Genomic DNA, 25,186 nt, shown 5'->3' on the forward strand with positions numbered 1-25,186 from the left:
GCTCTTCCGAGGCGGCGGGTCCTCGCGGGGCCCGCCGGGTGCGCCGGGCCCGCCGGGTGCGCTGGGGCCGCCGGGGCGGCCGCCGTGTCCGGGGGAGGCGTCGTGCACCGGCGGAGGCCACGCCTTGGGGGCGGCGCCGCCCTCGGGGGTCCACGTGGACCAGTCGGTGCGGGGTCCCTCGGCGATCGGCAGGCCGAACGCGTCCAGGCGGGGGGCGGCCTCGGGGGCGGCCTCGGGGGCAGCCTCGGGCGCGGCGTCGTCGGGCGTGCCGTCCGCCGCCGCGTCGGCGCCGCCGTCCTCGTCCCGCTGGAACGAGCGCAGCCGGTCCACCACGGCGCCCGTGGAGAACTGCGCGCCGCCGAGCCGGTCCACGAAGTGCCCGCGCCGGACCTGCCCGGCGTCCTCCATGCGGGTGAGCAGCTGGTATTGGCCCGCGAACCCGCCGGGGACCTCCTCGGCCACCACGGAGCCGCGGGTGATCACGCCGTACCGGTCCAGCAGGACCTCGGCGGCGGCGTGCGCGCGGATCGTAGGGTCCGGCTCGGGGGAGGGCAGCAGCGTCCAGCGCCCGGCCGCGCGGGCCTCCTCCGTGGCGGAGAGTCCGCTCATGCCGGGGGCCGGAGCGCCGAGGCCGGCGGACGTGCCGCCGTCGGCCGCGGCCAGCCCGGCGTACCGACCCCGGCCGCGCACGCCGGCCAGTCGGCCGCCGAGCCCGCGTCCACCCCCGGCCCGGCCCGCTCCCGTGCGCGCGGTGCGGGCGCGCGGGGTCTGCCGGCCGGTCCGGTGGGCCGTCTTCCCGAGGGAGAGCAGCCCGCGCAGGGGGGCGAAGGTGTCGTTGCCCACGCGCCCGGCCCACACGAGGTCCCACAGGGCGGCGAGCACCTCGGGCGCGCGCGGCGGCTCGCCCTCGGCCGCGCGCGCCGCCTCGGCCCGCACCCGCTCCACCAGCTGCGGGAAGAACCACGCGCCGCCGCCGGCCAGCACGGTCAGCACGTGCTCGCGCAGGGCCAGGCGCGCGGCGGGCACGTCCTCGGTGCGCGGCTCAGGCACCCGCAGGGTCAGGTCCACGGCGTCGGCGGGGTGCAGGGCCACCCAGCCGTCGTTGCGGGAGCCCTCCGCGGTGCCGGACCACACGTACTCGCCCGTGGCGAGCAGCTCGTCCAGCAGCCCGGGCCGGTAGTCCTTCACGCGCGCCGGCAGCACGAGGGACTCCCACGCGCTCGCGGGCAGGGGCATTCCGGCCAGCTGGTCCAGCACGGTGGCCACGCCGTCCACGCCCTCGAGCGTGGCCGGGGACGGCCGGCCGGGCCGCGGGCGCAGGTGATGCCAGTCGGCGAGGAACCGGGCGTAGGCGGCCTGTTCCACCGGCTCCACCTCGGCGCGCAGCGCGGCCAGCGAGCGCCGGCGCACCTTGCGCAGCACGTCCGCCTCGATCCACTCCGCCTCCAGGCCGGTGGCCCCGGGGGTCCCGTCCGGGCGGTAGGCGCCCTGGGAGACGCGCCGCTCGGCGGCCAGCCGCTGCAGCACCGGCAGGACGACGGCGCCGCCCAGGCCCAGCGCGGTGCCCGCCTCGGTGGCGGTGAAGGGCCCGTGGGTGCGGGCGTAGCGGGAGACGAGGTCCCCGAGTGGGTCCTCCACGGGCTCGTGGAACGCCACGGGCACGCCCATGGGGATCGGCACGCCGAGCGCGTCCCTCAGGCGCGCGGCGTCCTCGACGGCGGCGAACGCCTCCTCGCCCTCGCGCCGGAACCGGAACGCCCGGCCGGAGCGCTCCAGCTCCGTGAGGTGGGCGGCCACGGCGGACTGGTGGGCGTCGTCGTCGGCCTCCGCCCCGTCCGCCCCGTCCGCCCCGGCGCCCGGCGCCCGCTCGGTGCGGCGGGCGGCCTCGGCCACGGTGAGCGGCCCGACGATCCGCAGCAGGTCCGCGAGCCCCTCGGCCCCGCGCACGCGCCGGTCCGGGGTGAGGCGCTGGAGCTCCTCCTCCACGTGGGCGATCACGGCGGGGTCCAGCAGCTCGCGCAGCTCCTCGGTGCCCAGCAGCTCGCTCAGCAGCGCGGGGTCGAGGGAGAGGGCGGCGGCGCGACGCTCGGCCAGCGGGGAGTCGCCCTCGTAGATGAACTGCGCCACGTAGCCGAACAGGATGGACTGGGCGAACGGGGACGGGGCGGAGGTGGTGACTTCCACCATGCCGATGGCGCGCGAGGCGATCCGCCCGGCCACGTCCTTGAGCGCCGGGAGGTCGTAGACGTCCTGCAGCACCTCGCGGACGGTCTCCAGGATCACGGGGAACTGCGGGTGCTTCCGGGCCACGTCCAGCAGCTGCGCCGAGCGCTGCCGCTGCTGCCACAGGGGCGTGCGCCGGCCCGGGTTGCGCCGGGGCAGCAGGAGGGAGCGGGCGGCGTTCTCGCGGAACCGGGCGGCGAACAGCGCGGACCCGCCGACCTCCGCCGTGACGATCTCGTCCAGCTCCTCCGCCGTGAACTCGAACAGCTCCGCCCCCGGCGGCTCGGCGTCCATCAGGGGGATGCGCAGCACGATGCCGTCGTCGGCCGCCATGGCCGCCCCCGAGCCGGTCTCCAGCCCGTACCGCTGGGCCAGGCGCGCGCCCACGGCGAGCGCCCACGGCGCGTGCACGGCCATGCCGTAGGGGGAGTGCAGCACCACGCGCCAGTCGCCGAGCTCGTCCGTGAACCGCTCCACCACCAGGGTCTGCTCGGTGGGCAGCCGGCCCGTGGCCTCGCGTTGGTCCGCGAGGTACTTCAGCAGGTTGTCCCGCGCCCACTCGTCCAGGCCGGCGGCGGCCAGGCGGTCGCGGGCGGCCTCGGGGTCCGCGTCCAGCTCGCGCCGGAAGCGCCCGACGGCGTCGCCCAGCTCCGCGGGCCGGCCTGCCGCGTCCCCGCGCCAGAACGGCAGCTTGCCGGGCTGGCCGTAGGCGGGCAGGACGAGGACGCGGTCCGCGGTGATGTCCACGATCCGCCAGCTCGTGGCGCCCAGCAGGATCACGTCCCCCACGCGGGACTCGTAGACCATCTCCTCGTCCAGCTCGCCCACGCGCCGGCCGCCCGAGCGCTTCGACCCGGCGTCGGCGGCGGATTCGCCGGTGTCCCCGGCGGAGGCGGCGGCGCCGGACTCCCCGGCGGACTCGGTGGCCAGGAACACGCCGAACAGGCCGCGGTCCGGGATGGTCCCGCCGCTGGTCACGGCCAGCCGCTGCGCCCCGGGACGCCCGGAGAGCTCCCCGAGCTCTCGGTCCCACAGGATGCGCGGGCGCAGCTCGGCGAACTCGTCCGAGGGGTAGCGCCCGGCCAGCAGGTCCAGGACGGACTCGTACGCGCTGTGCGGCAGCGCGGAGAACGGGGCGGAGCGGCGGACGAGGTCGAACCACTCCTCCGCGTCCACGTCCTCGAGGGCGACGGCGGCCACCGTCTGCTGGGCCAGGATGTCCAGAGGGTTCTGGGGGATGCGCAGCGACTCGATGCGCCCGGCGGCCATGCGCTCGGCCACCACGGCGGTGTCCACGAGGTCCCCGCGGTGCTTGGGGAAGAACACGCCGCGGGAGATCTCGCCCACCTGGTGGCCGGCGCGGCCCACGCGCTGCAGGGCGCTGGCCACGGACGGCGGGGACTCCACCTGGACCACCTGGTCCACCGCGCCCATGTCGATGCCCAGCTCGAGCGAGCTCGTGGCCACCACGCACCGGATCTGACCGGTCTTGAGCGCCTCCTCCACGATCGCCCGCTGCTCCTTGGACACCGAGCCGTGGTGGGCGCGCGCGAAGTCGGACACCGTGCCCGAGCCGGTGCCCGTCTGCCCGGCCACCTGCGCGGGGGACGACGCCGGCCCGCGCCCCGCGCGCTGCCCTGCGCCCGGGGCGCCGGGGGCCTCCCCGGCGGCCGAGCCCAACCACGCCGAGACGAGGTCGCCCGCGGTGGGGGGCGTGGCGACGTCGTCGGGGCCCAGGTCCTGGGCGGCCCCGTCCCGGGGGGCGTCCGGGGCGTCCCGGAACCCGGGGGCCAGGTCCGGGTCCCGCGTGGCCTCGGCGGCCTCCCGGCGGGCCTCCCAGATCTCGTTGAGCCGGCCCGTGAGCCGCTCGGCCAGACGCCGCGAATTGGCGAACACCAGTGTGGAGCGGCGCTGGGACACGAGGTCCACGATCCGCTCCTCCACATGGGGCCAGATCGATCCGCCCGTGGTCGGCTCCCCGCCGGCCTGCGCCGTGGCAGCCGCGCTCGCGGGCGGGGTGGCCAGGTCCGTCATGTCCGGCAGGGGCACGGTGACGGTGAGGTCCCAGCGCTTGGCGGAGACGGGCCGCACCACGCTGACCGGCTGCATCCCGCCCAGGAACCGGGCCACCTCGGAGGCCGGCTCCACCGTGGCGGACAGGCCGATGCGCTGGACCGGGGCGTCCAGGATCGCGTCCAGACGCTCGAGCGAGACGGCCAGGTGCGCCCCGCGCTTGGTGCCGGCCACCGCGTGCACCTCGTCCACGATCACGGTCCGCACGCCCTTCAGTGCGGAGCGGGCCTTCGAGGTGAGCATGAGGTACAGGGACTCGGGCGTGGTGATGAGGATGTCCGGCGGGTCCTGCAGGAGCCGCCGGCGCTCGGCTGCGGGCGTGTCCCCCGAGCGCACGCCCACCCGCACCTCCGGCACGGGGCTGCCCAGCAGCTTCGCGGTCTGGGTGATGCCGATCAGGGGGGCGCGCAGGTTCCGCTCCACGTCCACGCCGAGGGCCTTGAGCGGGGACACGTACAGCACGCGGGTGGCGGCGGCCTCCGAGTCCGCGGGCTCCCGCACGAACGAGTCCAGCGCCCACAGGAAGGAGGAGAGGGTCTTGCCGGAGCCGGTGGGGGCGATCACCAGGGCGTGCCGGCCGGAGGAGATCGCGTCCCACGCGCCCAGCTGTGCGGCCGTGGGCCCCGCGAACGCGCCCGTGAACCAGCGGCGCGTGGGCTCGCTGAACCGGGCCAGGACGGCCCCGGCCTCGGGCGTGGGGGTGGTCTGCGGGGCCCCGCCGCCCGCCTCAGGCATGGTGGTACGGCCGTCCCGCGGAGATCTCCTGCGCGCGGTAGACCTGCTCGGCCAGGATCAAGCGCACCAGCTGGTGGGGGAACACCAGTCCCGAGAGGGACCACACGCGGTCCGCGCGGGCGTGCACGCGCTCGTCCACCCCATAGGCCCCGCCGATCACCATGGTCACGGGCGTGCCGGCGTTGAACCTCCCCTGCAGGTGCGCGGCCAGGCCGGGGGAGTCGAACCCCTTCCCGCGCTCGTCCAGCAGCATCAGGTGCTCGTCCGCGCCCACCTTGGCGAGGATCCGCTCGGACTCCTCTGCGCGCGCGGCCTCCTCCTGCCGGGAGGAGTGCGGCAGCAGCTGCCACGTGAGGTCGTAGGGTCGCTTCAGGCGCCGCTCGTAGCGGGTGATCCCCTCGGACACCCAGGACTCGTGCTTCTTGCCGATGGCCAACACCCGCACTGACATGCCGACCATCATGGCACCGGGGGCGGACGGGATACGTCCCGCCCCTCCACTAGGCTCGGCGGCACCGGAGACGAGGGGGTGGACATGGACGCGGGCACACACGACGACGGCGGCCGCCTCGGTCGGCGCACCGCCCTGGGACTGGGGCTCGGGGCCGCCGGCGTGGCCCTCACGGCCGTCCTGTTCGAGCGGGACACGTCCCTGGCCCCCGCGACGGTGGAGGACCGGCTGGCCGCCCTGTTCGGGATGCGCTCGAGCCTGGGGCACACGTACGCGGACCTGCCCGGCGCGGCCGGCCGCGTGGACGTCCACACCCCGCCCGGCTCCGGCCCGTTCCCCGTGCTCGTGTGGAACGACGGCTTCGGATGGCGCTCCGACCGCGGCTTCCAGGGCGGCCGGGACGTGGCCCGCGGCATGGTCCCGGCCGGCTACGCGGTGGCGGCCTTCTCCGTGCGCAGCTCCTCGCAGGGCACCTTCCCCGCCCAGGTCCTGGACGCGACGGCGGCGGTGCGCTGGGTGCGCGCCCACGCGGCCGAGTTCGGGCTGGATCCCGGCCGGATCGCGGTGGGCGGCAACTCCTCGGGCGGGTGGAACGCGCTCATGGCCGGGCTCACCGGGGGCCGGGACCTGGACCGCTCCCGCGTCCCCTTCCCCGGCTCCGAGGTCCCCGCGGGCGGCCACGCCATCCCGCCCGAGGACGCGGTGCAGGCGATCGTGGAGTGCGCCGCGCCCGTCGACTTCCTGCAGATGAACGTCCAGATGCCCCGCGGGGCGTGCGCCGCCCTCAACCGGCGGCAGAGGCTGGAGCACTGCCATCTGGACGAGGCCAGCACCAAGTCCCGCATGCTGGGGGCGCCCGTCATGGCGCGTCCCGAGCTGGCCCGGCTCGCCCGGCCGGAGGTGCATGTGACCCCGGACTCCCCGCCCACCCTGCTGATCCACGGCCGGGACGACCACGAGGTCCCCTACCTGCAGAGCCGCGGGCTCTACTCCGTGTTCGCCGAGCGCGGCCTGCCCACGGCCCTCTACTCGGTGGCGGGGGCCGGCCACGACCTGGGCATGATGACGCGCCGCCTGGGCCCCACGGACGTGCTGCGCGCACACCTGCCGCGCACCGCGGTGCACGCCACCGTGTCCTGGGCGGCGGTGGCCGCGTTCCTGGACGCGGTCATGCCCGGCTGAGCGCGCCCCGTCCCGCCCCGGCATGGCGGAAGCCCGGGAGCACGAGGCTCCCGGGCTTCACATCTGGCGGTGACGGTGGGATTTGAACCCACGGTACGGGGTTACCGTACACAGCATTTCGAGTGCTGCACCTTCGGCCGCTCGGACACGTCACCAGACCGGCACAGCCTACCCGAGCGCCGCGGCCGCCCCCAAACCGTCCCGCTCAGGCGGGGCGGGCGCCGTCGTCGTCGCCTGCGGCCGTCCCGGCCTCCTCGCCGCGGCGGGCCGCGAAGAACTCCCGCAGCAGGGCGGCGCACTCGTCCCCGCGCACATCCGCGCGCACATGGACGTCGTGGTTGAGGCGGGGGTCCCGCACCACGTCCAGCACGGACCCGCACGCTCCGGCCTTGGGGTCCCACGCACCGAAGACGAGGCGCGGCACGCGCGCCAGCAGCAGCGCCCCGGCGCACATCGGGCACGGCTCGAGGGTCACCACGAGGGTGCAGTCGGACAGCCGCCACCCGTCTCCGGCCCCTGCGGCGGCGCGGGCCTCGGCGCCACGGCGCAGGGCGAGCACCTCGGCGTGGGCGGTCGGGTCGTGGTGCCGCTCCCGCTCGTTCGCGACGACGGCGAGCACCTCCCCGTCTTCGCCCACCAGGGCCGCGCCGATCGGCACGTCCCCGGCCGCTCCGGCGGCGCGGGCGGCCTCGAGGGCCAGGCCCATCCAGGCGTGCTCCTGCTCGGCGGTGGGCGCGGGGGAGGGGGCAACGGACACATGCCCAGGCTACGTGCCGTGGCGGGCGGTACCGTGGGCGCCATGCGCCTTCACGTCGTCGACCACCCGCTCGTGGCCCACAAGCTCACCGTCCTGCGCGACCGCCGGACCCCCTCCATGATCTTCCGCCAGCTGGCCGAGGAGCTGGTGATGCTCCTGGCCTACGAGGCCACTCGGGACGTGGCCGTGGAGTCGGTGGAGGTCGAGACCCCCGTGGCGACGACCACGGGCACCACCCTGGCCCGGCCGCGCCCGTTGATCGTGCCGATCCTGCGCGCCGGCCTCGGCATGCTCGAGGGCATGACCAAGATGGCCCCCTCGGCGGAGGTGGGCTTCCTGGGCATGGCGCGCAACGAGGAGACGCTGGACATCGTCACCTATGCCGAGCGCCTGCCCACCGACCTCACCGGCCGCCACGTGTTCGTCCTGGACCCGATGCTCGCCACGGGCGGCACCCTCATCGAGGCGATCCGCTTCCTCTACGAGCGTGGCGCCGAGCGCGTCACCTGCCTCTGCCTGCTCGGGGCGCCCGAGGGTGTGGCCCGGCTCGAGGAGGCGCTCGGCGAGCACAGCGTGGACCTCTACCTCGCCGCCGTGGACGAGCGCCTCGACGAGCGCTCGTACATCGTCCCGGGGCTCGGCGACGCCGGCGACCGCCTCTACGGGCTGGCGGAGTGACCACCGCCACCTTCACACTGCGGCGGTGTCATTCCACCTGATGGAACAGCCGTCCCCCATCGCCGACGTCGCGGGCTGCGTCGTCGACACGGAGGGGCGGATATGCAAGACGGGGCGCATAAATATTCCGAAGAGCTGACCGGGGGGGCCGCCCGGCGTGGCGCTGGCCCCACTCGAGGTGGGAAGTGTGACCGGGGTCTCCGAGCTCCATTCGGGTCACGGAATAGTGATATGTCTCACAAAAATGGCCGATCTGCCCACATGGTGAGACGTTCCTACCTGCCCGGTTTGCGTGACGCCGCGTGGCGTCACATTGTTGTCACATGACGCCGACGCCCGGCGAACGGTGCCAGGGCGGGGCAGCCATCGCAGGAGGAGTGAGGGTCATGGGTGAGACCGCCGGCTACGTCCACATCTCGGTGCGCCATGCGCAGCGCCGGGCCCACCACTCCCGTGCCCGCCGCGGCGACCTGCGCCTGGCCCAGGAGCCCGAGTCCACGCACACCGCCCCCACCCCCGTCCTGGCACCCAACGGCGTGCCGGGCCCCCAGGCGGTGGCGCGGGAGAACGAGGCCCGCGGCTTCGTGATCTACGTCGGCATGGACGAGCTCATGGCCTCCGCGGCCGGCACCTCCCTGACCCGGCTGGCGAACGAGCTGCGCCACTACGTGGAGTCGCTCGTGCCCGGCTCCGAGTCCCACGCCGCCGTGGCGCTGGCCCCCGCGGGCGCCTCCGGCCGGGACCTCGAGGTGGTCCGCCAGGTGCTCGGCGACCCCACCGTGCAGGGTGCCGTCCGCCCCGACCTCGCGCAGGCCCCCGCGCCGGTGTCCACGCGTCAGCCGGGTGTGCTGATCGACCTGTCCCGCAGGGAGGTGCAGCTGGACGGCGAGTCGCTGAACCTCACGTTCAAGGAGTTCGAGCTGCTCACCTACCTGGTGGAGAACGGCGAGCGCACGGTCGGCCGCGAGGAGCTGCTGGAGAGCCTCTGGAAGAACTCGGACGAGGTCCCCAACGAGCGCACGATCGACGTGCACATCCGCCGCCTCCGGGCGAAGCTCGGCCGGCTGGCCAACACCGTGCGCACCGTGCGGGGCCAGGGCTACCGCTTCTATCGCCACCCCGAGGTCGTGGTATGGGCTGCTCCGGAGTACTCCATCTGATCCGCCCCGTCCCGGTCCCCGCGGCGGGCACGTCGTCAGTAGCCTGGGCTCCATGAGCGGCCTCGACGCGAAGACCCTCGTCCTGCTCCGCCATGCCACAGCGGGGTGGCCGGGCGGCGTGGACGACCACGACCGGCCCCTGGCCGAGCGCGGCCATCGCCAGGCGCCCGGCGCCGGCGAGTGGCTGCTCGAGCACGGGATCGTGCCCGAGGCGGCGGTGGTCTCCGACGCCCTCCGCACCCGCCAGACGTGGGTGTGGGTGGCCGAGCGGCTCGGCGAAGCCGCCCCCACCCCCTATCTCGACGGTCGCCTGTACTCCGCCGACGCCGCACGGGCCCTGGCCGTGGTCAACGAGACCGAGGAGACCGTGCGGAGCCTGATCGTGGTGGGCCACATGCCGTGGCTCCAGGACCTGGGCATGCGGCTCATGAGCCTGGACTCCGACCAGGAGGCCGCCCTGAGCATGAGCGAGCACCTGCCCACCCTCGGCCTCCAGGTGTTCCGGGTGGAGACGCCCTGGGCCGAGCTGGACGGTCGCGACGCGACCCTGACCCATTTCGCCGTCCCCGGTCGCTGACGGCCGTCGACCCACCGGGAGTCCCGACCATGACCCGTGCCCCCCGCCCCGCGCACCGCCCGCGCCACGCCCTCGGCGCCGGCCCCGCACCCCTGCCCCGTCACCGGGCCGCCGGCCCCGCACCGGCGGGACGCCGCACCGCCCTGGCCGGGGCGATGGCCGCCGTCGTAGCCGCCGGGACGGCCGCCGCCGCTGCCCCGGCCCACGCCTTCGCCGGGCCCGTGGTGCACACGACCGCGGCGTGGGGGGCCCGCCGCGTCCGCACCGCGCGGACCCCGGGGCGGCCCACGGAGCTGGTGATCCACCACATGGCATCGCCGAACACGTCCGCCACGTCCCTGGACCATGCGTTCGCCCTGGCCCGGCAATGCCAGGCGGACCACATGGACCGGGCCGGCTTCGACGACTCCGGCCAGCACTTCACCGTGACACGCGGCGGCCACTGCCTGGAGGGACGCACCGGCTCGCTCGCGGCGTTGCGGGCGGGGGACGCCTACGTCAAGGGTGCGCACGTGGGCGGCGCCAACACCGGGAAGCTCGGCATCGAGTGCGAGGGCACCTACACGACGGCCCTGCCGACCCCGGCGCAGTACCGTGCGCTCGTGCAGCTGGCCGCCCACATCTGCCGGCGGTACGGGATCCGCCCCTCTGCCATCAGCGGTCATCGGGACCACCGGGCCACCCAATGCCCCGGGGACGCCTTCCATGCGCAGCTGGACACCCTGCGCCGCGACGTCGCCCGGACCCTCGACTCCGGCGTCCTGTCGGTCTCCCGGCTCCCCGGGCATCCGGCGGGGGCGCGCCGCGCGCCGGCGGAGGAGGCGGCCTCACTGCCGGTGCTGGGCCCGGGCAGCCGCGGGCGCCACGTCCGGCGCGCCCAGCGCCTGCTGACCTCTGCCGGGCACCCCGTGCCGGACACCGGCACGTTCGCGACGCGGACCCGGGCCGCCGTCGTCGCCTTCCAGCGTGCGGAGCGGATCGTGGCGGACGGCTTCGTGGGCCCCGTGACCTGGCGGCGGCTCCTGCCCCACGGCTGACCATGCACGACGACGAAGGCCCCCTCCATGAGGAGGGGGCCTTCGCTGTGGTGCGCCCAAAGGGATTCGAACCCCTGACCTTCTGTTCCGTAGACAGACGCTCTATCCAGCTGAGCTATGGGCGCTGATGCCGATCCGCCGGAGCGGCTCGAACTCGTAGAACTGTACACACCCCCTGCGGGGCGATGCAAATCGGGGTCGCTGCGCCGTCGTCGTGCGCTTCGCGACGGGGGATTCTACGCCTGCCTCGGGTACTCTGGCCCCAGACCGTGCGACCACAAGGACGTGGTGCACCCGCCACGGGTGCGCACAGCCCGTGGTGGGTACGGGACGGCCCAGGACCCCAATGGGAGGACACCCCACCATGGCTGACGACAACGCCATCACCTCGTTCGCGGATCTCGCCACGCAGGACGCGCCCACGGACTACGCGCGGCTGCGCGACTGGGTCGCCGGGATCGCCGAGCTCACCCAGCCGGACGCGGTGCACTGGGTGGACGGGTCCCAGGAGGAGTACGACCGTCTCGCCGCCGAGCTCGTCGAGGCCGGCACGCTGACGAAGCTGAACGAGGAGAAGTTCCCCAACTCCTACGCCGCGTTCTCCGATCCGGCCGACGTGGCCCGCGTGGAGGACCGCACCTTCATCTGCTCCGAGAAGGAGGAGGACGCGGGGTTCACCAACAACTGGATGGACCCGGACGAGATGCACGGCATCCTGGACGACGCCTTCGCCGGCTCGATGCGTGGCCGCACCATGTACGTCATCCCCTTCGTGATGGGCCACCTCGACGCCGAGGACCCCAAGTACGGTGTCGAGGTCACCGACTCCGCCTATGTGGTGATGTCCATGCGCATCATGGCGCGCATCGGCACCGAGGTCCTCGACAAGATGTCCCGCGAGCAGGCCTTCTACGTCCCCGCCGTGCACTCCGTGGGCGCCCCCCTGGAGCCGGGCCAGGAGGACGTTCCGTGGCCGTGCAGCCCCACCAAGTGGATCGTGCACTTCCCGGAGGAGCGCTCCATCTGGTCCTACGGCTCCGGCTACGGCGGCAACGCCCTGCTGGGCAAGAAGTGCTACGCCCTGCGCATCGCGTCCGTGATGGCGCGGGACGAGGGCTGGCTCGCCGAGCACATGCTGATCCTCAAGCTGACCTCTCCGGAGGGCAGGGCCTACCACATCGCCGGCGCGTTCCCCTCGGCGTGCGGCAAGACCAACCTCGCGCTGATCGACCCCACGGTGGAGGGCTGGAAGGCCGAGACCCTGGGCGACGACATCACCTGGATCCGCGCCGGCAAGGACGGCGAGTTCCGCGTCATCAACCCGGAGACCGGCTACTTCGGCGTGGCCCCCGGCACCGGCTGGTCCACCAACCCCAACGCCATGCGCGCGATCTCCAAGGGCAACTCGATCTTCACCAACGTGGCGCTCACGGACGAGGGCGGCGTCTGGTGGGAGGGGATGACGGACGACACCCCCGACCACCTCATCGACTGGCGCGGCAACGACTGGACCCCCGAGTCCGAGACGAAGGCCGCCCACCCGAACTCCCGCTTCTGCACCCCGATCGACCAGACGGACATGCTCGCGGACGAGTACTTCGCCCCCGAGGGCGTGAAGCTGGACGCCATCCTCTTCGGCGGTCGCCGCAAGACCACCGTGCCGCTGGTGACCGAGGCGCTGGACTGGGAGGACGGCATCCTCAAGGGCGCCACCCTCTCCTCCGAGACCACCGCCGCCGCGGCGGGCGCGGTGGGTGTGGTGCGCCGCGACCCGATGGCCATGCTCCCCTTCCTCGGCTACGACGCCGGCGACTACCTGGCCCACTGGGCCGAGGAGTCCGGCAAGGCGGACCCGGAGAAGCTGCCCCGCATCTACCTGGTGAACTGGTTCCGCCGCAACCGCGACGGCGGCTTCGCCTGGCCCGGCTTCGGCGAGAACTCCCGCGTGCTCAAGTGGGTCGTCGAGCGTCTCGAAGGCAAGGCCGAGGGCGTCGAGACCCCCATCGGCGTGACCCCCACGAAGGACTCCCTGGACCTCACCGGCATCACCGTGAAGGATGAGGACCTCGAGGACGCCCTCAAGGTGGACCCGGCGGAGTGGGAGAAGGAGAACGAGCTGATCGAGGAGTGGCTCGGCCAGTTCGGCGACTCCCTGCCGCAGTCCATCCGGGACCGCTTCGCCGCCCAGAAGGAGCGCTTCGCGCAGGCCTGATCCGGCGGCCTGGACCGCGGACGACGTCGGCTCCCGCGTCCCTCGTGGAGGCGGGGGCCGACGTCGTCGAGCGGACGCTGAGGCCGCTCAGGCGGCCAGCCAGAGGTCCGGGCCGAAGATCTCGTACCGGATGGAGGTGGCGTGCACGCCGGCGTCGATCAGGGAGGAGCGCGCGGACTGCATGAAGGCCAGCGGGCCGCAGAGGATGTACTCGGCGCCGGCGGGCAGCTCCACCTGGGAGGCGTCCACCTGACCCTCGTGGACGGTGACGCCCTCCGGGGCCTGCTCCGGGACCACGCCCAGCCACAGGTCGGCCTGCGCGTCCGGCAGGGCCTGGACGGCCTCGAGCACCTGGTCGCGCAGGGCCACGGAGTCCCAGGACGCGTCGCCGTGCATCAGGCGCACGGTGCGGTCGGAGCGCTGCTCGGCCAGGGCGGAGAGGATCGCGGCGGCCGGGGTGATGCCGATGCCGGCGGTCATGAGCACCAGCGGGGCGGCCGAGTCCTGCAGGGTGATGTCGCCGTAGGGGTTGGACACCTCCACGACGTCGCCGACCTCCACGCTCTGGATGAGCACGGGCGAGACCTCGCCGGCCTCGTCCAGCTTCACCGTGATGAGGCGGTGGTCGGTGGCCGCGGCGTCGCCGGAGAGCGAGTACTGGCGGGCCTGGCGCAGGCCGTCGGCGACCTTGATGCGCACGGAGACGTAGCCGCCGGGCCGGCCGGGGGTCTGCGGGGTGTCGTCGGCCGGCTCGAGGCGGAACGTGACGGCGGCGTTGCCGGTCGGCTCCTTGGAGGCGACCCTCCAGTCCGTCCACATCTTGTCGTTGGCCTGCTTCGCGTACAGGTCCTTCTCCAGCTTGATGAGGGCGTCCGCCATGAGCCAGTAGACCTCGGTCCAGGCCTCGGCCACCTCGGGGGTGACGGCGTCGCCGAGCACCTGGGCGATGGCCCAGAAGAGGTTCTCGTAGACGATCTGGTACTGGTCCTCGGTGATGCCCAGCGCCGTGTGCTTGTGCGCGATGCGGGCGAGGACCGTCTCGGGGAGGGTGTCCGGGTGCTCGAGCAGGTGCACGGCGAAGTGCACGATCGAGCCGGCCAGGGCCTGGGCCTGCTCGCCGTTGCGCTGGTTGGCGCGGGAGAAGGTGCCGTCCATGAGCTCGGGGTGGGCCTCGAACATGTGGGCGTAGAACCTCGGGGTGATCTCGGGCATGTGCTCCGCGACGACGGCGGCCGTCGCCTCGATCACGGGGCGGGACTTCTCGGACAGCACGAGGGCCTCCTGGTCGAAATAACTGGCATTTTATATGCGAGATTACATCGGAGGGCGGACCACCGCCATAGGGCGCCGCCGCGGCGGCACTGCGCGCCGCGTCAGCCCCGGGACACCTCCGGCAGGCTCCAGGAGGTGACCACCCCGGCCAGGCCCAGGAGGGCCAGGAACAGCACCGCCCACTGCGGGTCCACGGCAGCCAGGGCGGAGCTGATCCCGCCCACCACCAGGAGCACGACCCCGAGGGTCGTGTTGCCGGCGGCCACGTAGAGCGTGCGTCGGTCCCCCTCCGCCATGTCCTGCACGTAGGTCTTGCGCCCCACCCGCACGCCCGTGTGGATGAGCGCGATCAGAAAGTACGCGCCCACGAAGAGCGCCTCCGTGGCCGGGCTGGGCCCCATCGCCGCGGGCCCGCCGGCGAGCGCGATCACGCCCAGCAGGGTCAGCAGGACGAGGCTGGCCGCGAGCGCGGTGCCGGTCATGAGCAGGCGAGACGAGCGGTCGGCCAGGCGCCCGAACACCCGGCCGCCCAGCAGCGCGGCCAGGCCGGAGGCCAGGATGAACCCGCCCAGCCCGGACAGCCCCGACGTCCCGGCGGCCAGGGCGAGGGCCAGGATGAACGGCGGGCTCAGCGCGGAGACCAGCAGCAGCGAGCGGGCCGTGACGAACCGGCGGAACTGCGGGTCGTCCCGGAACGCGGAGGTGAGGCGGGCGGCCACGTCGGGGGCGCCGTCGTCGTCCGCGGTGGGGGCGGGCGGCTCGGGCTCGCGGACCCGGCCGTACACGAGGGCGGAGGCTGTCCACAGGGCGGCGCCCAGGCCCAGCAGGGCCGCCAGGACCCCCGTGCCCGGCGCGTCTCCGCCCAGCAGGCGGATCCCCAGGCCCAGCGTGAGCGCGACGACGCCGGCCACCATGGTGGACACGCCCGTGATCTGCCCGCGCTCGCCCTTGGGCACGGTGCGCCCCTGGACGTCCTTCGAGGCGATCGAGCACAGGCATCGCCCCAGCGCCGCCACGGCGAGCGCCGCCAGGATCACGACGCCGGCCGTCAGCCCGGTGCCGACCGCCGCGGTGAGGGCCATGGCCGCCACCGCCGCCGCCTGCACCCCCGCGCCGGCGGCGAAGACGTGCCGGCGTCCGCGCACGCGCATCACGAGCGGGGTGAGGAACACCTGGGGGAGCAGGGATCCGGACTCGCGGATCGGCACGAGCAGGCCCGCCAGTCCCACTGGCACGCCGAGGGCGTGGAAGAGCCAGGTGAGCACCGTGGACGCGTTCACGGTCTGGTCCCCGGCCGACTGCAGCGCCTGCGCGGTGACCAGCCGGACGCCGTTGGCCGGCAGGTCGGTGCGCACCGTGGGGTCGAGGGCGGACTCGGCGTCGGCGTCGCGCCGGACCAGGCGGGAGTACAGGCGCTCCGCGGCGGTCATGCGGGAATCGCGTCGGGTCGGTCCGCCGGGCTTCCGGGCGCGGGGCGGCCGACCGCCGGCAGGCCCAGGAACGTCTCGTTGTGGGCGGTGAGGTCCCGGACCCGATACTGGTCCAGCTCCGCGTAGAACGCGTCCCGGGCGCGGGCCAGGGCCAGGCGAAGCCCGCACCCGTCCCGCAGCGGGCAGGGGACCCCGCTCTCGAGGCCGGTGCAGTCCACCATCTCCGGGCGGGTGTTCAGCTCGTGCACCAGCCGGCCGATGCGCTGGTCCAGGCCGGCCTCCGTGATGACGGCGCCGCCCGTGCGCCCCCGGGCGACGTCCACGAGCCCGTGACGGCGCAGCTCGCCCACGGCCTTGACCACGTGGTTGTAGGGCACGGCGATCCGGTCCGCGATCTGCTGCGTGGTGAGCTTGGTGCCCGCGTCCCGACCCAGGGTCATCAGGACCCGGAGGCAGACGTCGGTGAACGCGTTGAGCTTCATGGGCCCATTGTCCCACCCGCCCCTACGACATTTCCCGGTCGCGCGGGGCGCGGTGCGGCGCACCAGGTCGGACGGCTCCTGCACAGGCCCTCCGAGGTGCGCGCGTCGTCCCCTGCGGACGGCCGGGCCCGGTACCGCGTCCGCCCCCGCTGGCAGACTGGCCGACATGAGCACCCCCCAGGCCTCCACCGCCCCGAGCCCCTCGCCCGCCGTCGAGGACCCGGCCCTGCACGCCGAGGCGCTGAAGGTCCTGCGGGACCTCGTGGGCCGCCCGGACGTCGAGTTCAAGGAGGGCCAGTACGAGGCAGTGGAGGCGCTCGTGGCCCACCGGCGCCGCGCGCTCGTGGTCCAGCGCACCGGCTGGGGCAAGTCCGCGGTGTACTTCGTGGCCTCCCTGCTGCTGCGGGCCCGGGGCGCCGGGCCCACGCTGATCGTCTCCCCGCTGCTGGCGCTGATGCGGGACCAGGTGGCCGCGGCCGCCCGCGCCGGCGTGCGGGCCGTGTCCGTGAGCTCGGCCAACGCCACCGAATGGGAGGACGTGCGCCGCGCCCTGGCCGCGGACGAGGTGGACGTGCTGCTGATCTCTCCCGAGCGCCTGACCAACCCCCGCTTCCGGGACGAGCAGCTCCCGGACCTCGTCTCCCGCATGGGCCTGCTGGTGGTGGACGAGGCGCACTGCATCTCCGACTGGGGGCACGACTTCCGGCCGGACTACCGGCGGATCCGGGACCTGATCGGGCAGCTGCCCTCCTCCGGCCCGCGGGCCGTGCCGGTGCTGGCGACCACCGCCACCGCCAACGGCCGCGTGGTGCAGGACGTCGTGGAGCAGCTGGACGTCGAGTCCCGGCAGGAGGTGTTCGTCCTGCGCGGTCCTCTGGCGCGCGCGTCCCTCCGCCTGGGCGTGCTGCGCCTGCCCAGCCCCGCCGCGCGGCTGGCGTGGCTGCTGCAGCACCTCCAGGAGCTGCCGGGCTCGGGGATCGTCTACGCGCTCACCGTCTCCGCGGCGGAGGACACCGCCCGGGCGCTTCGGGACGCCGGCGTTGAGGTGGTGGCCTACACGGGCCGGACGGACCCGGAGCAGCGGGAGAGGATCGAGGAGGACCTCAAGGCCAACCGGGTCAAGGCGGTGGTGGCCACCTCGGCCCTGGGCATGGGGTTCGACAAGCCGGACCTGACCTTCGTGGTGCACCTGGGCGCCCCGAGCTCGCCGGTGGCGTACTACCAGCAGGTCGGCCGCGCCGGCCGCGGCACGGACCACGCGGACGTCCTGCTGCTGCCGGGCCAGGAGGACCGGGCCATCTGGGAGTACTTCGCCACCGCCTCCATGCCGGACGAGGCCCAGGCCCGCGCCGTGCTGGATGCGCTCCAGCAGTCCGGCGGGGCGATGTCCGTGGCGGCCCTCGAGCCGGTGGTGTCCGTCAAGCGCACCGTCCTCGAGCTGCTGCTCAAGGTCCTCGCCGTGGACGGTGCCGTGGAGCGCGTGGGCGGCGGATGGCGCGCCACAGGGCGTGACTGGACCTACGACGCCGAACGCTACGCCCGCGTGGCCGAGGCCCGCCGCGCGGAGGAACGGCTCATGCTGGACTACCAGACCACGCAGACGTGCCGCATGGAATTCCTGGCCCGCACGCTGGACGACCCCACCGCCGCCCCGTGCGGGCGCTGCGACGTGTGCGCGGGCCCCTGGTTCCCCACGGGCTGGGACGGGGCCGCGCGGGAGCGCGCGGACCAGGCGCTGCGGCGCACGGGCGTGCCGATCGAGCCGCGGCGCATGTGGCCCTCGAACATGGACCGCCTCGGCGTGCCGGTGAAGGGCCGCATCGCCGAGGGGGAGCAGGCGGAGGAGGGACGGGCCCTGGCGCGTCTCACCGACCTCGGCTGGGGCTCCCGCCTGCGGGAGCTGCTCGCCGCAGAGGACGCCCCCCTGCCCGAGGAGGTGCTGCAGGGGGCCGTGGCCGTGCTCGCCGCGTGGGGGTGGCAGGCCCGTCCCATCGCCGTCGTAGCCATGCCCTCCCGGGGACGGCCGCAGCTGGTGGACTCGTTCGCCCGCGGAATCGCACGGCTGGGACGGCTGCCGTTCCTCGGTGCGCTGGAGACGGTCGGCGGCGGACCCACGGCGGGACCCGGCGGCAACAGCGCCTACCGGCTGGCCTCGGTCCACGGCCGGTTCGCGGTGCCCGAGGCCATGGAGCACATGCTCCGCACCGCGCCCGAGGCCGGGCAGCACGGCCCGGTGCTCCTGGTGGACGACCTCGTGGACTCACGGTGGTCCCTGGCCGAGGCCGCCCGCGTCCTGCGCGGAGCCGGAGCGCAGGGCGTCCTGCCGTTCGTCCTCGCCCAGAACGGCTGAGCCGCGCGGCGAGTCAGCGCTCGGCGCGCACGATCGCCAGCACGGCGTCCCGGATCGCCGCCATGGTCTCCGGCGTGCGGGCCTCACCGTTGTAGCGCAGGAAGGGCTCCGTGTTGGACGGGCGCAGGTTGAACCACCAGGAGCCGTCCGCGGCGGCCACCGTGGTGCCGTCCATGCGCTGCACCGTGGTGGCCACCCCGGCGAAGTCCTCGTGGGCGGCGGAGGCCGCGCCGGTCCCGCCTGCGGCCGCCTCAGGGGCGAACTGGGACAGCACGGCCGCGACCGCCGCGTCCTTGTCCGCCACCTGCGAGTTGATCTCCCCGGAGGCGAAGTACGGCTCGTACTCCTCCGCGAGCTCGCTGAGCGGCTGCTCCTGCTCGCCGAGGGCGGCCAGCACGTGCATGGCCGCGAGCATGCCGGTGTCGGCGTTGAAGAAGTCACGGAAGTAGTAGTGCGCGGAGTGCTCGCCGCCGAACACGGCGCCCTCCTCGGCCATGACGGCCTTGATGAAGGAGTGGCCCACGCGGGTCTCCACGGCGCGTCCGCCGTCGGCGGCCACCAGCTCGGGCACGGCCCGGGAGGTGATCAGGTTGTGGATGACCACGGGGACGTCGTCGCCGTCGGCCTTGGCGCGGGCGATCTCCCGGCGCGCCACGAGCGCGGTCACAGCGGACGGGGAGACGGGTTCGCCGCGCTCGTCGATCACGAAGCAGCGGTCCGCGTCGCCGTCGAAGGCCAGGCCGATGTCCGCGCCGTGCTCCCGCACGGCCGCCTGGAGGTCCCGCAGGTTCTCGGACTCCAGCGGATTGGCCGGATGGTTGGGGAAGGTGCCGTCGAGCTCGAAGTACAGCGGCTCGATGGTCAGCGGCAGCGCCTCGAGGGCGGCGTCTCCGAGGACCGCGGGGGTGGTCTTGCCGGCCATGCCGTTGCCGGCGTCCACCACGACCTTCAGCAGCCGGATGCCGGAGAGGTCCACGAGGGACCGCAGGTACTCGGCGTAGGCCGGCAGGATGTCCCGCTCCTCGACCGCGCCCGGCTCGCCCGCGGCGGGAATCTCCCCGGCGTCGAGGTAGGCCTGGGCGGCGTCGCGGATCTCGTAGAGGCCCGTGTCCGAGGACACGGGCACGGCACCGGCCTGGGCCATCTTCATGCCGTTGTACTCGGCGGGGTTGTGGGATGCGGTGAACACCACGCCGGCGGCGTCCTGCACGCCGGCGGCGTAGTAGAGCATGTCCGTGGAGATCAGGCCCAGGCGCAGCACGTCCGCACCCCGGCGGGTGGCGCCCTCGGCGAAGGCGGTCATGAACTCCGGGGAGGAGGGGCGCATGTCCCCGCCCACCAGCACCGTCTGTCCGGCGAGGCCGAGCACGTCCACGAACGCGGCGCCCACGGCGCGCACCGTCTCGGCGGTGATCGTCTCGCCGACGATCCCGCGGACGTCGTAGGCCTTGAAGGAGTCGTGCAGGTCGATGGCGCCGGGTGCAGTAGTCACCCGGTCGATGATACCGACACCTCACTACAGTGGCCGTGTGACCGACGACCTGCCCGCTCCCGCCGAGCCGGGCTCGACCGCCTACCGGCGCCTGCTGGCGGGCCTGTTCCTCGCGGGCGTGGCCACGTTCGCCCAGCTGTACTCGCCCCAGGGCCTTCTGCCGCTCGTGAGCGCGGACCTGGGCGTCCCGGCGCACCGGGCGGCGCTGCTCGTGGCCGCCGCAACCCTCGGGCTCGCGGTGTCCGTGGTGCCGTGGTCGCTGGCCGGGGACCGCTGGGGCCGCCGTCCCGTGATGGCCGCCTCCCTGGTCACCGCCTCCGCCCTCGCGGTCGCCGGCGTGCTGATGCCCTCGCTCGAGCTGCTCCTCGGGATGCGTCTGCTGGAGGGGATGGCCCACGGCGGCGTGGCCGGGCTCGCGGTGACCCTGCTGGCCGAGGAGGTGGCCCCGCGCGTCGTGCCCGCCGCCGCCGGGACGTACGTCGCCGGGACCACGCTGGGCGGGCTCTCCGGTCGGCTGCTCGCCCTGCCCGTGGCCGAGGCAGCGGGCTGGCAGGCCGGCATGCTGGCCGTGACGGCCGTGGGCGTGGCGTGCACCCTCGGGTTCCTCCTGGTCACCCCCCGCGCGCGCCGCTTTCGGCCGGTGCGCGCGTCCGTGGCGCAGACCGCGCGGCGGGTCCGCGTCCACCTGGCCACGCCCGCGCTCGTGGCCCTCTATCTGCAGGGCGCCCTGCTGATGGGCGGGTTCGTGGCCCTCTACAACTACGTGGGCTACACGCTCCTGGCCCCACCCTTCTCCTGGCCGCCCACCGCCGCCGGGCTGGTCTTCCTGGCCTACCTCGCCGGGACCTGGTCCTCCCCGTGGGCCGGACGGCTGGCGATGCGCGTGGGCCGGCTGCGTGTCCTCGCGGGGTCCGCGGGGCTCATGGCGGCGGCCGTGGCCCTCACCCTCGTGCCCCATCCGGCGGTCCTGGTGCCCGCGCTCGTCGTGGCCACGGGGTCCTTCTTCGCGGCCCACGCGGTGGCCTCCGGCTGGGCGGGCACCGCCGCGACCACCGGCCGGGCCCAGTCCACGTCCCTCTACAACCTGGCCTACTACGCCGGCTCGAGCCTGTTCGGATGGCTCGGCGGCCTGGGCCACGAGGCATTCGGGTGGCCCGGCACCGTCCTCCTCGTCGTCGCGCTCGCGCTGACAGCGCTCGCCGTCGCCGTCGCGGTGCTGCGAGGCCATCCCGAGGCCCGCCCCTGAGGGGCGCGTCGTCACGACGCGCGGCCGGTCACCAGCCGAGCTCGGCGGCGTCCTCGCCGGTCGCGGACGCGCCGCGCTCCTGCCAGGCCGCGAGGACCGCGGGGTCCTGCAGCTCGAGCCAGTCGATCAGCTGCTGGTAGGTCACGCAGTGGGTGTCCGCCTCGGCGCAGAACTCGCGCATGGACTGGGCCACGGCGGGGTTGAAGGCGTTGCCCGCCCAGGTGTTGAAGTGGTTGGGGAACACGAGCGGGGCACGGTTGCCGTGGTACGCCGACTCGTACATGTACCGGTACGTGTCCAGCTGGAACTGCCGCAGCTCCGCCGTGTCGGCCTCCTCGCCCCCGTTGCCGGAGATCCAGAAGTTGTAGTCCATGGCCATCACCACGGGGGAGTCGTGGCCCCTGTCCGCGAGGGTGGGGGAGTAGACGATCGGCATCTCGAACTCCCAGATGCCGTCGTCCTGGTAGGGCCAGGACACGCCGACGCTGCCGGTGCCGCGGGAGGTGTCGTACTCGATGCCGACCTCGTCGAACGCCGGGACGAGCTCCTTCCACGTGCCGTCCAGGCACGGCAGCCGGGTACCCTGGATCGCGGAGAGCGGCACCTCCATCTCCGGGAAGTCGTCGCCGTAGCCGTTGACCCCGCGGGGGTCCGCGAACATGTCCTGGAACTGGCCCAGCTCGTCCAGCCACTCCTCGGTGGACCACTTGTCCCCGCCGTAGTCGGCGGTGGCGCACAGGTGCCCGTTCATGTGGGTGCCGATCTCATGGCCCTGCGCGTAGGCCTCGTTGATGTTGGTGACGCGGGCCGCGATCTCGGCCTCGTCCCCGCCGAGCTCCTTGTTGACGTAGCCGGGCTTGTTGCCGGGCGCCTGGTAGTACTCCCGGTTCTCGTCGGCCAAGAGGTGGATGCCGGACTGGAACACGGTGAACTTCGCGTCCGCCTCCTCCGCGACGTCCTGGAAGTAGTCCCAGCGGTCGTTCTGGTAGCCGCCGTCGAAGGAGTAGAGGATGAACTGCGGGGGCTGCTCGTCCGCGGTGAAGGCGCGCATGGGCACCTCCTCCTGGGAGCGGGCCGTCAGGGGGACGTCGGACGACGGCGCCGCGGCCGCTGAGGAGGAGGGCGTGGCGGGGGCCGGGTCCGCGGTGGTGGGGGCCGACGTCGCGGACGCTGCGGGGGACGAGACCGCGGTGAGGCCGTCCTCCGCGGGCGCGGAGCAGGCGGTCAGCACCAGTGCGAGGCCGGTCGTCAGCGCGAGCCGGCGTCCGGTCCGGGAGGATCCGGGGGCGGGGCGTGCGAGGTGCGGCATGGTGTCCTTCCGCCGTCAGGTCTGCGAGGTCTGCGGCTCGTGTGCGTCGTATCGAGGCGGTTCCGAGGAGGCCGACGTCCGTGGGGGCACGGCCGATCCGTCGGGACGGGTGGGCGCGGATCCCGGACGTGGTCCTCCGGCCCCCTCACTGTACGCGCACAGGATCGGGTCGGCCCGGTCGTGGTCGGTCGGGCCGGAGTGAGGCCTGCCACCCCGCCTAGACTCGGGTCCATGGAATACCTTGTCCCGATCCTCGCCGTGGTGGTGATCGGCGTCCTCACCCTGCTCGTCACGCGCTGGCTCTCCGGCCGTCCGTCCCCGGCCGCGGAGGCCTCCCCCGGCGCCCCGGAGATCTCGCGGGAGGCCACACCGGAACGCGCCCGGGCGGCCGCTCGGCGACTGGACGAGGAGACCCACCGGGCCGTGTACGGGCACATCGCCCAGGGGCGACCCTTCGAGGCCGTGCGCGACTACCGCCGGCACACGGGCCGTTCCGTGCGCGACGCCCTCCTGGACGTCCAGTCCCTGACCCTGCACCCGCAGGTCTACTCCCTGCCCGCACCGGAGGAGGAGCCGACGTCGCACACGTCGGTGGCGCCCTCGAAGGAGGGGCCGGCCGTGGACGACGAGGCCGAGGACCGGGCCCCGTCGGTGGGCGAGGACCGCCCCGTCGGTCCGGAGCGTCCGCACGGCGCGCACGCCGCGGACCCCGTCGCCGGGGCCTCCGAGGAGGGGCTGGCGGTCGACGACGTCGCGGGCGGCCCTGTCATCCCCCCGGTCTCCGCGGAGCGGGAGGAGCTCACCTCGCTGACCATCCCCGACCACTGGACCGCGGCGCCGACCCCGGAGGAGCCGCACTTCGAGGTGGAGGTGATGCGCGGGGACGAGTCGGTGCGCCTGGCGTCGGAGGACCTGCCGCCCTGGCTGCGGGACCAGCTCTCCGCCATGATCCGCGACGGCAACCTGGAGTCAGCGGCGGTGCAGCTCTCGAGCCACTCGAGCCTGTCCGTCCCGGAGGCGTTCGAGCTGCTCCGCCGCATGAAGGAACGTCGGGACGGCGGGGGCTGAGTCCCGCCGGGTCGACGTCCTTTCGCGGGGTCGCCCTGGTTCCGGGCGACCCCGCGAAAGGACGTCGACCGGACCGGAGTGGGACCCGCTGCCTCACAGAGCCGCAGCCCCGGACGCGTCGAGGGCCCCGGATCCGTCATGGATCCGGGGCCCTCTCTCGCGGAGACGGGGGGATTTGAACCCCCGGCCCACCTTTCGGCGAGCCCTTCATTAGCAGTGAAGTCCATTCGGCCGCTCTGGCACGTCTCCCTCCGTCCGCACCGCCTCGCGACGAGGCGCGGCGGACCGGATCAGCCTACCGCGCACGTGGCACCCCGGGCAAAGGGGGCCCGAGGACTCCGCCCTGCGAGAGCGCATGACGAAGGGCCCCGGATCCGACACGGATCCGGGGCCCTTCGAGGTGAGATCACACGGCGTCAGCCGCGCGGTGCCTCAGTGCGATCAGCGCAGGCCGTCGCGATCGTTGCGGACGTCGCCGTCGCGGTCGATCTCGACGTCCTCGTGGCGCAGCTCCTCGGAGACGGTCTCGGTCTCCTGCACCTGGCGCTTGCCCAGGGACACCTTCTCGGCGTCCACGGTCTTGTTGACGACCGGGGTCTCCTCGTAGGTGGTCACGGAGACCTCGTTGTCGCCGTCCACGCGGGCCTCGGCGGAGTTGGCGTCGATGGACTCGCGCTCCACCACGACCTCCTCGCGGGTCACGGGGACCTCGACGGTCTCGGTGGTGGTGTAGGACTGCTTGCGCAGACGCACGCGGCCCGAGGCCTTGCGCTCGGTGCCGACCTGCAGGTGCTCGTCGCGCAGGACCATCGAGTCGTCGTCGTTGTCCACGGCGGTGCGGCGGTCGGTGTCGACGACGTCGCGACGCTCGGTCTCGACGCGGTCGGTGCCGGTGGTCACGGTGCCGGCGTAACGATCGGTGTCCACGCGGTCGTGGTCAGCAGCCGAGTACTCCATGGAGTAGTACTCGTAGATGCGCTGCTCCTCCTCGGGGGTGAGGGAGCCGTCGGCGTCCACGTTCGGCGCGTCCTTCACGAACTCCTTGGTAAAGGGGACGGTGATGCCGTCGGTGGTGGTCTGAGCCTGCTGCAGCGGGACGAAGGTCTCCTTCGCGCCGAACAGGCCGGTCTTGACGGTCACGAACGTGGGCTCGTTGGTGACGTCGTCCAGGTACACCTGGCCGACGGAGCCGATCTTGTCGCCGTCGGTGGAGAAGACGTCGCCGTTCTGCAGCTGATCGAGAGCGTTGCGATCCATGATGAGTGCTCCTTTTGAATCGGGATTGTCGAACTTGTTCACGGGGCTTTCACCCCGTCACATCGATCACCATTCCGCACGGCGGGGCGCGGCGTCAACAGCGTCGGCGCTCTCGAATGACGATTCCCAGGCCGCTGTCAGGAAACTGCATTCACCCGCGGAATCGCGCGGTTCAGGATGCGTCGTACCGGGTCC

Annotated in this window: 18 protein-coding genes and 3 tRNA genes; 9 read left to right on the forward strand and 12 right to left on the reverse strand. The window is 74.0% G+C overall.

Annotated features, from left to right (window positions below; genetic code table 11):
• A partial coding sequence (locus MA879_RS09540; protein WP_248125618.1) for an Lhr family ATP-dependent helicase occupies nucleotides 1–5,031 on the reverse strand: 5,031 nt, incomplete at its 3' end.
• A complete protein-coding gene (locus MA879_RS09545; protein ID WP_248125621.1) occupies nucleotides 5,024–5,482 on the reverse strand; it encodes a 23S rRNA (pseudouridine(1915)-N(3))-methyltransferase RlmH in 459 nt (152 codons plus the stop codon). The genes MA879_RS09540 and MA879_RS09545, both read right to left, overlap by 8 nt.
• Before the next feature lie 84 nt (nucleotides 5,483–5,566).
• On the opposite strand from MA879_RS09545, the gene MA879_RS09550 reads away from it, so the two are divergent.
• Nucleotides 5,567–6,664 carry an alpha/beta hydrolase gene (locus MA879_RS09550; RefSeq protein ID WP_248125624.1) on the forward strand — a complete coding sequence of 366 codons (1,098 nt, stop codon included), beginning with the start codon at nucleotides 5,567–5,569 and terminating at the stop codon, nucleotides 6,662–6,664.
• Between the two features lie 64 nt (nucleotides 6,665–6,728).
• Here the strand turns inward: MA879_RS09550 and MA879_RS09555 are convergent.
• A tRNA-Ser gene (locus tag MA879_RS09555) sits at nucleotides 6,729–6,819 on the reverse strand.
• Between the two features lie 50 nt (nucleotides 6,820–6,869).
• Nucleotides 6,870–7,421, reverse strand: coding sequence for a tRNA adenosine(34) deaminase TadA (gene tadA / locus MA879_RS09560; RefSeq protein ID WP_335342048.1), 552 nt, complete (start codon nucleotides 7,419–7,421; stop codon nucleotides 6,870–6,872).
• A gap of 42 nt (nucleotides 7,422–7,463) precedes the next feature.
• Here tadA and upp point away from each other — a divergent pair, with 42 nt between their 5' ends.
• From upp to MA879_RS09580, 4 genes are all read left to right on the forward strand, one after another.
• Complete coding sequence (upp, locus tag MA879_RS09565) at nucleotides 7,464–8,099, forward strand: uracil phosphoribosyltransferase (protein WP_248125627.1); 636 nt, start codon at nucleotides 7,464–7,466, stop codon at nucleotides 8,097–8,099.
• A 386-nt stretch (nucleotides 8,100–8,485) separates the two neighbouring features.
• Nucleotides 8,486–9,259 (forward strand): winged helix-turn-helix domain-containing protein, encoded by a 774-nt coding sequence (locus MA879_RS09570; protein ID WP_248125630.1) that lies wholly within the window; start codon nucleotides 8,486–8,488, stop codon nucleotides 9,257–9,259.
• A gap of 52 nt (nucleotides 9,260–9,311) precedes the next feature.
• Nucleotides 9,312–9,836 (forward strand): SixA phosphatase family protein, encoded by a 525-nt coding sequence (locus MA879_RS09575; protein WP_248125633.1) that lies wholly within the window; start codon nucleotides 9,312–9,314, stop codon nucleotides 9,834–9,836.
• Between the two features lie 29 nt (nucleotides 9,837–9,865).
• Nucleotides 9,866–10,873: a peptidoglycan recognition protein family protein gene (locus MA879_RS09580; RefSeq protein ID WP_248125636.1), complete on the forward strand. Its 1,008-nt coding sequence runs from the start codon at nucleotides 9,866–9,868 to the stop codon at nucleotides 10,871–10,873.
• A gap of 48 nt (nucleotides 10,874–10,921) precedes the next feature.
• On the opposite strand, the gene MA879_RS09585 is transcribed toward MA879_RS09580, so the two are convergent.
• A tRNA-Arg gene (locus MA879_RS09585) sits at nucleotides 10,922–10,998 on the reverse strand.
• 239 nt (nucleotides 10,999–11,237) lie between these two features.
• Between MA879_RS09585 and MA879_RS09590 the strand changes: the two genes are divergently transcribed.
• Nucleotides 11,238–13,085, forward strand: a complete 1,848-nt coding sequence (locus MA879_RS09590) for a phosphoenolpyruvate carboxykinase (GTP) (RefSeq protein ID WP_248125639.1) — start codon at nucleotides 11,238–11,240, stop codon at nucleotides 13,083–13,085.
• A gap of 87 nt (nucleotides 13,086–13,172) precedes the next feature.
• Here the strand turns inward: MA879_RS09590 and MA879_RS09595 are convergent, their stop codons facing one another.
• From MA879_RS09595 to MA879_RS09605, 3 genes are all read right to left on the reverse strand, one after another.
• Nucleotides 13,173–14,357, reverse strand: coding sequence for a globin domain-containing protein (locus MA879_RS09595; RefSeq protein ID WP_248125642.1), 1,185 nt, complete (start codon nucleotides 14,355–14,357; stop codon nucleotides 13,173–13,175).
• Nucleotides 14,358–14,458: 101 nt separating this feature from the next.
• Nucleotides 14,459–15,787 (reverse strand): MFS transporter, encoded by a 1,329-nt coding sequence (locus tag MA879_RS09600; RefSeq protein WP_248125645.1) that lies wholly within the window; start codon nucleotides 15,785–15,787, stop codon nucleotides 14,459–14,461.
• A complete protein-coding gene (locus tag MA879_RS09605) occupies nucleotides 15,784–16,269 on the reverse strand; it encodes an RrF2 family transcriptional regulator (RefSeq protein WP_248125648.1) in 486 nt (161 codons plus the stop codon). The genes MA879_RS09600 and MA879_RS09605 overlap by 4 nt, the downstream gene beginning before the upstream one ends.
• 166 nt (nucleotides 16,270–16,435) lie before the next feature.
• Here MA879_RS09605 and MA879_RS09610 point away from each other — a divergent pair, with 166 nt between their 5' ends.
• A complete protein-coding gene (locus MA879_RS09610) occupies nucleotides 16,436–18,619 on the forward strand; it encodes a RecQ family ATP-dependent DNA helicase (RefSeq protein WP_248125651.1) in 2,184 nt (727 codons plus the stop codon).
• Between the two features lie 13 nt (nucleotides 18,620–18,632).
• Here MA879_RS09610 and MA879_RS09615 read toward each other — a convergent pair whose 3' ends face one another.
• A complete protein-coding gene (locus MA879_RS09615) occupies nucleotides 18,633–20,111 on the reverse strand; it encodes a phosphomannomutase/phosphoglucomutase (RefSeq protein ID WP_248125654.1) in 1,479 nt (492 codons plus the stop codon).
• 37 nt (nucleotides 20,112–20,148) lie between these two features.
• On the opposite strand from MA879_RS09615, the gene MA879_RS09620 reads away from it, so the two are divergent.
• Nucleotides 20,149–21,357: an MFS transporter gene (locus MA879_RS09620; protein WP_418001241.1), complete on the forward strand. Its 1,209-nt coding sequence runs from the start codon at nucleotides 20,149–20,151 to the stop codon at nucleotides 21,355–21,357.
• A gap of 28 nt (nucleotides 21,358–21,385) precedes the next feature.
• On the opposite strand, the gene MA879_RS09625 is transcribed toward MA879_RS09620, so the two are convergent.
• Nucleotides 21,386–22,666 (reverse strand): polysaccharide deacetylase family protein, encoded by a 1,281-nt coding sequence (locus tag MA879_RS09625; RefSeq protein ID WP_248125657.1) that lies wholly within the window; start codon nucleotides 22,664–22,666, stop codon nucleotides 21,386–21,388.
• A 231-nt stretch (nucleotides 22,667–22,897) separates the two neighbouring features.
• Here MA879_RS09625 and MA879_RS09630 point away from each other — a divergent pair, with 231 nt between their 5' ends.
• Nucleotides 22,898–23,734 (forward strand): hypothetical protein, encoded by an 837-nt coding sequence (locus MA879_RS09630; RefSeq protein ID WP_248125662.1) that lies wholly within the window; start codon nucleotides 22,898–22,900, stop codon nucleotides 23,732–23,734.
• A 160-nt stretch (nucleotides 23,735–23,894) separates the two neighbouring features.
• Here MA879_RS09630 and MA879_RS09635 read toward each other — a convergent pair.
• Nucleotides 23,895–23,983: transfer RNA gene (locus tag MA879_RS09635), tRNA-Ser, on the reverse strand.
• A gap of 192 nt (nucleotides 23,984–24,175) precedes the next feature.
• Complete coding sequence (locus tag MA879_RS09640; protein WP_248125665.1) at nucleotides 24,176–24,991, reverse strand: DUF2382 domain-containing protein; 816 nt, start codon at nucleotides 24,989–24,991, stop codon at nucleotides 24,176–24,178.
• Between the last annotated feature and the right edge of the window lie 195 nt (nucleotides 24,992–25,186).

The organism is Micrococcus lacusdianchii (assembly GCF_023155805.1).
Taxonomy (GTDB): Bacteria; Actinomycetota; Actinomycetes; order Actinomycetales; family Micrococcaceae; genus Micrococcus; species Micrococcus lacusdianchii.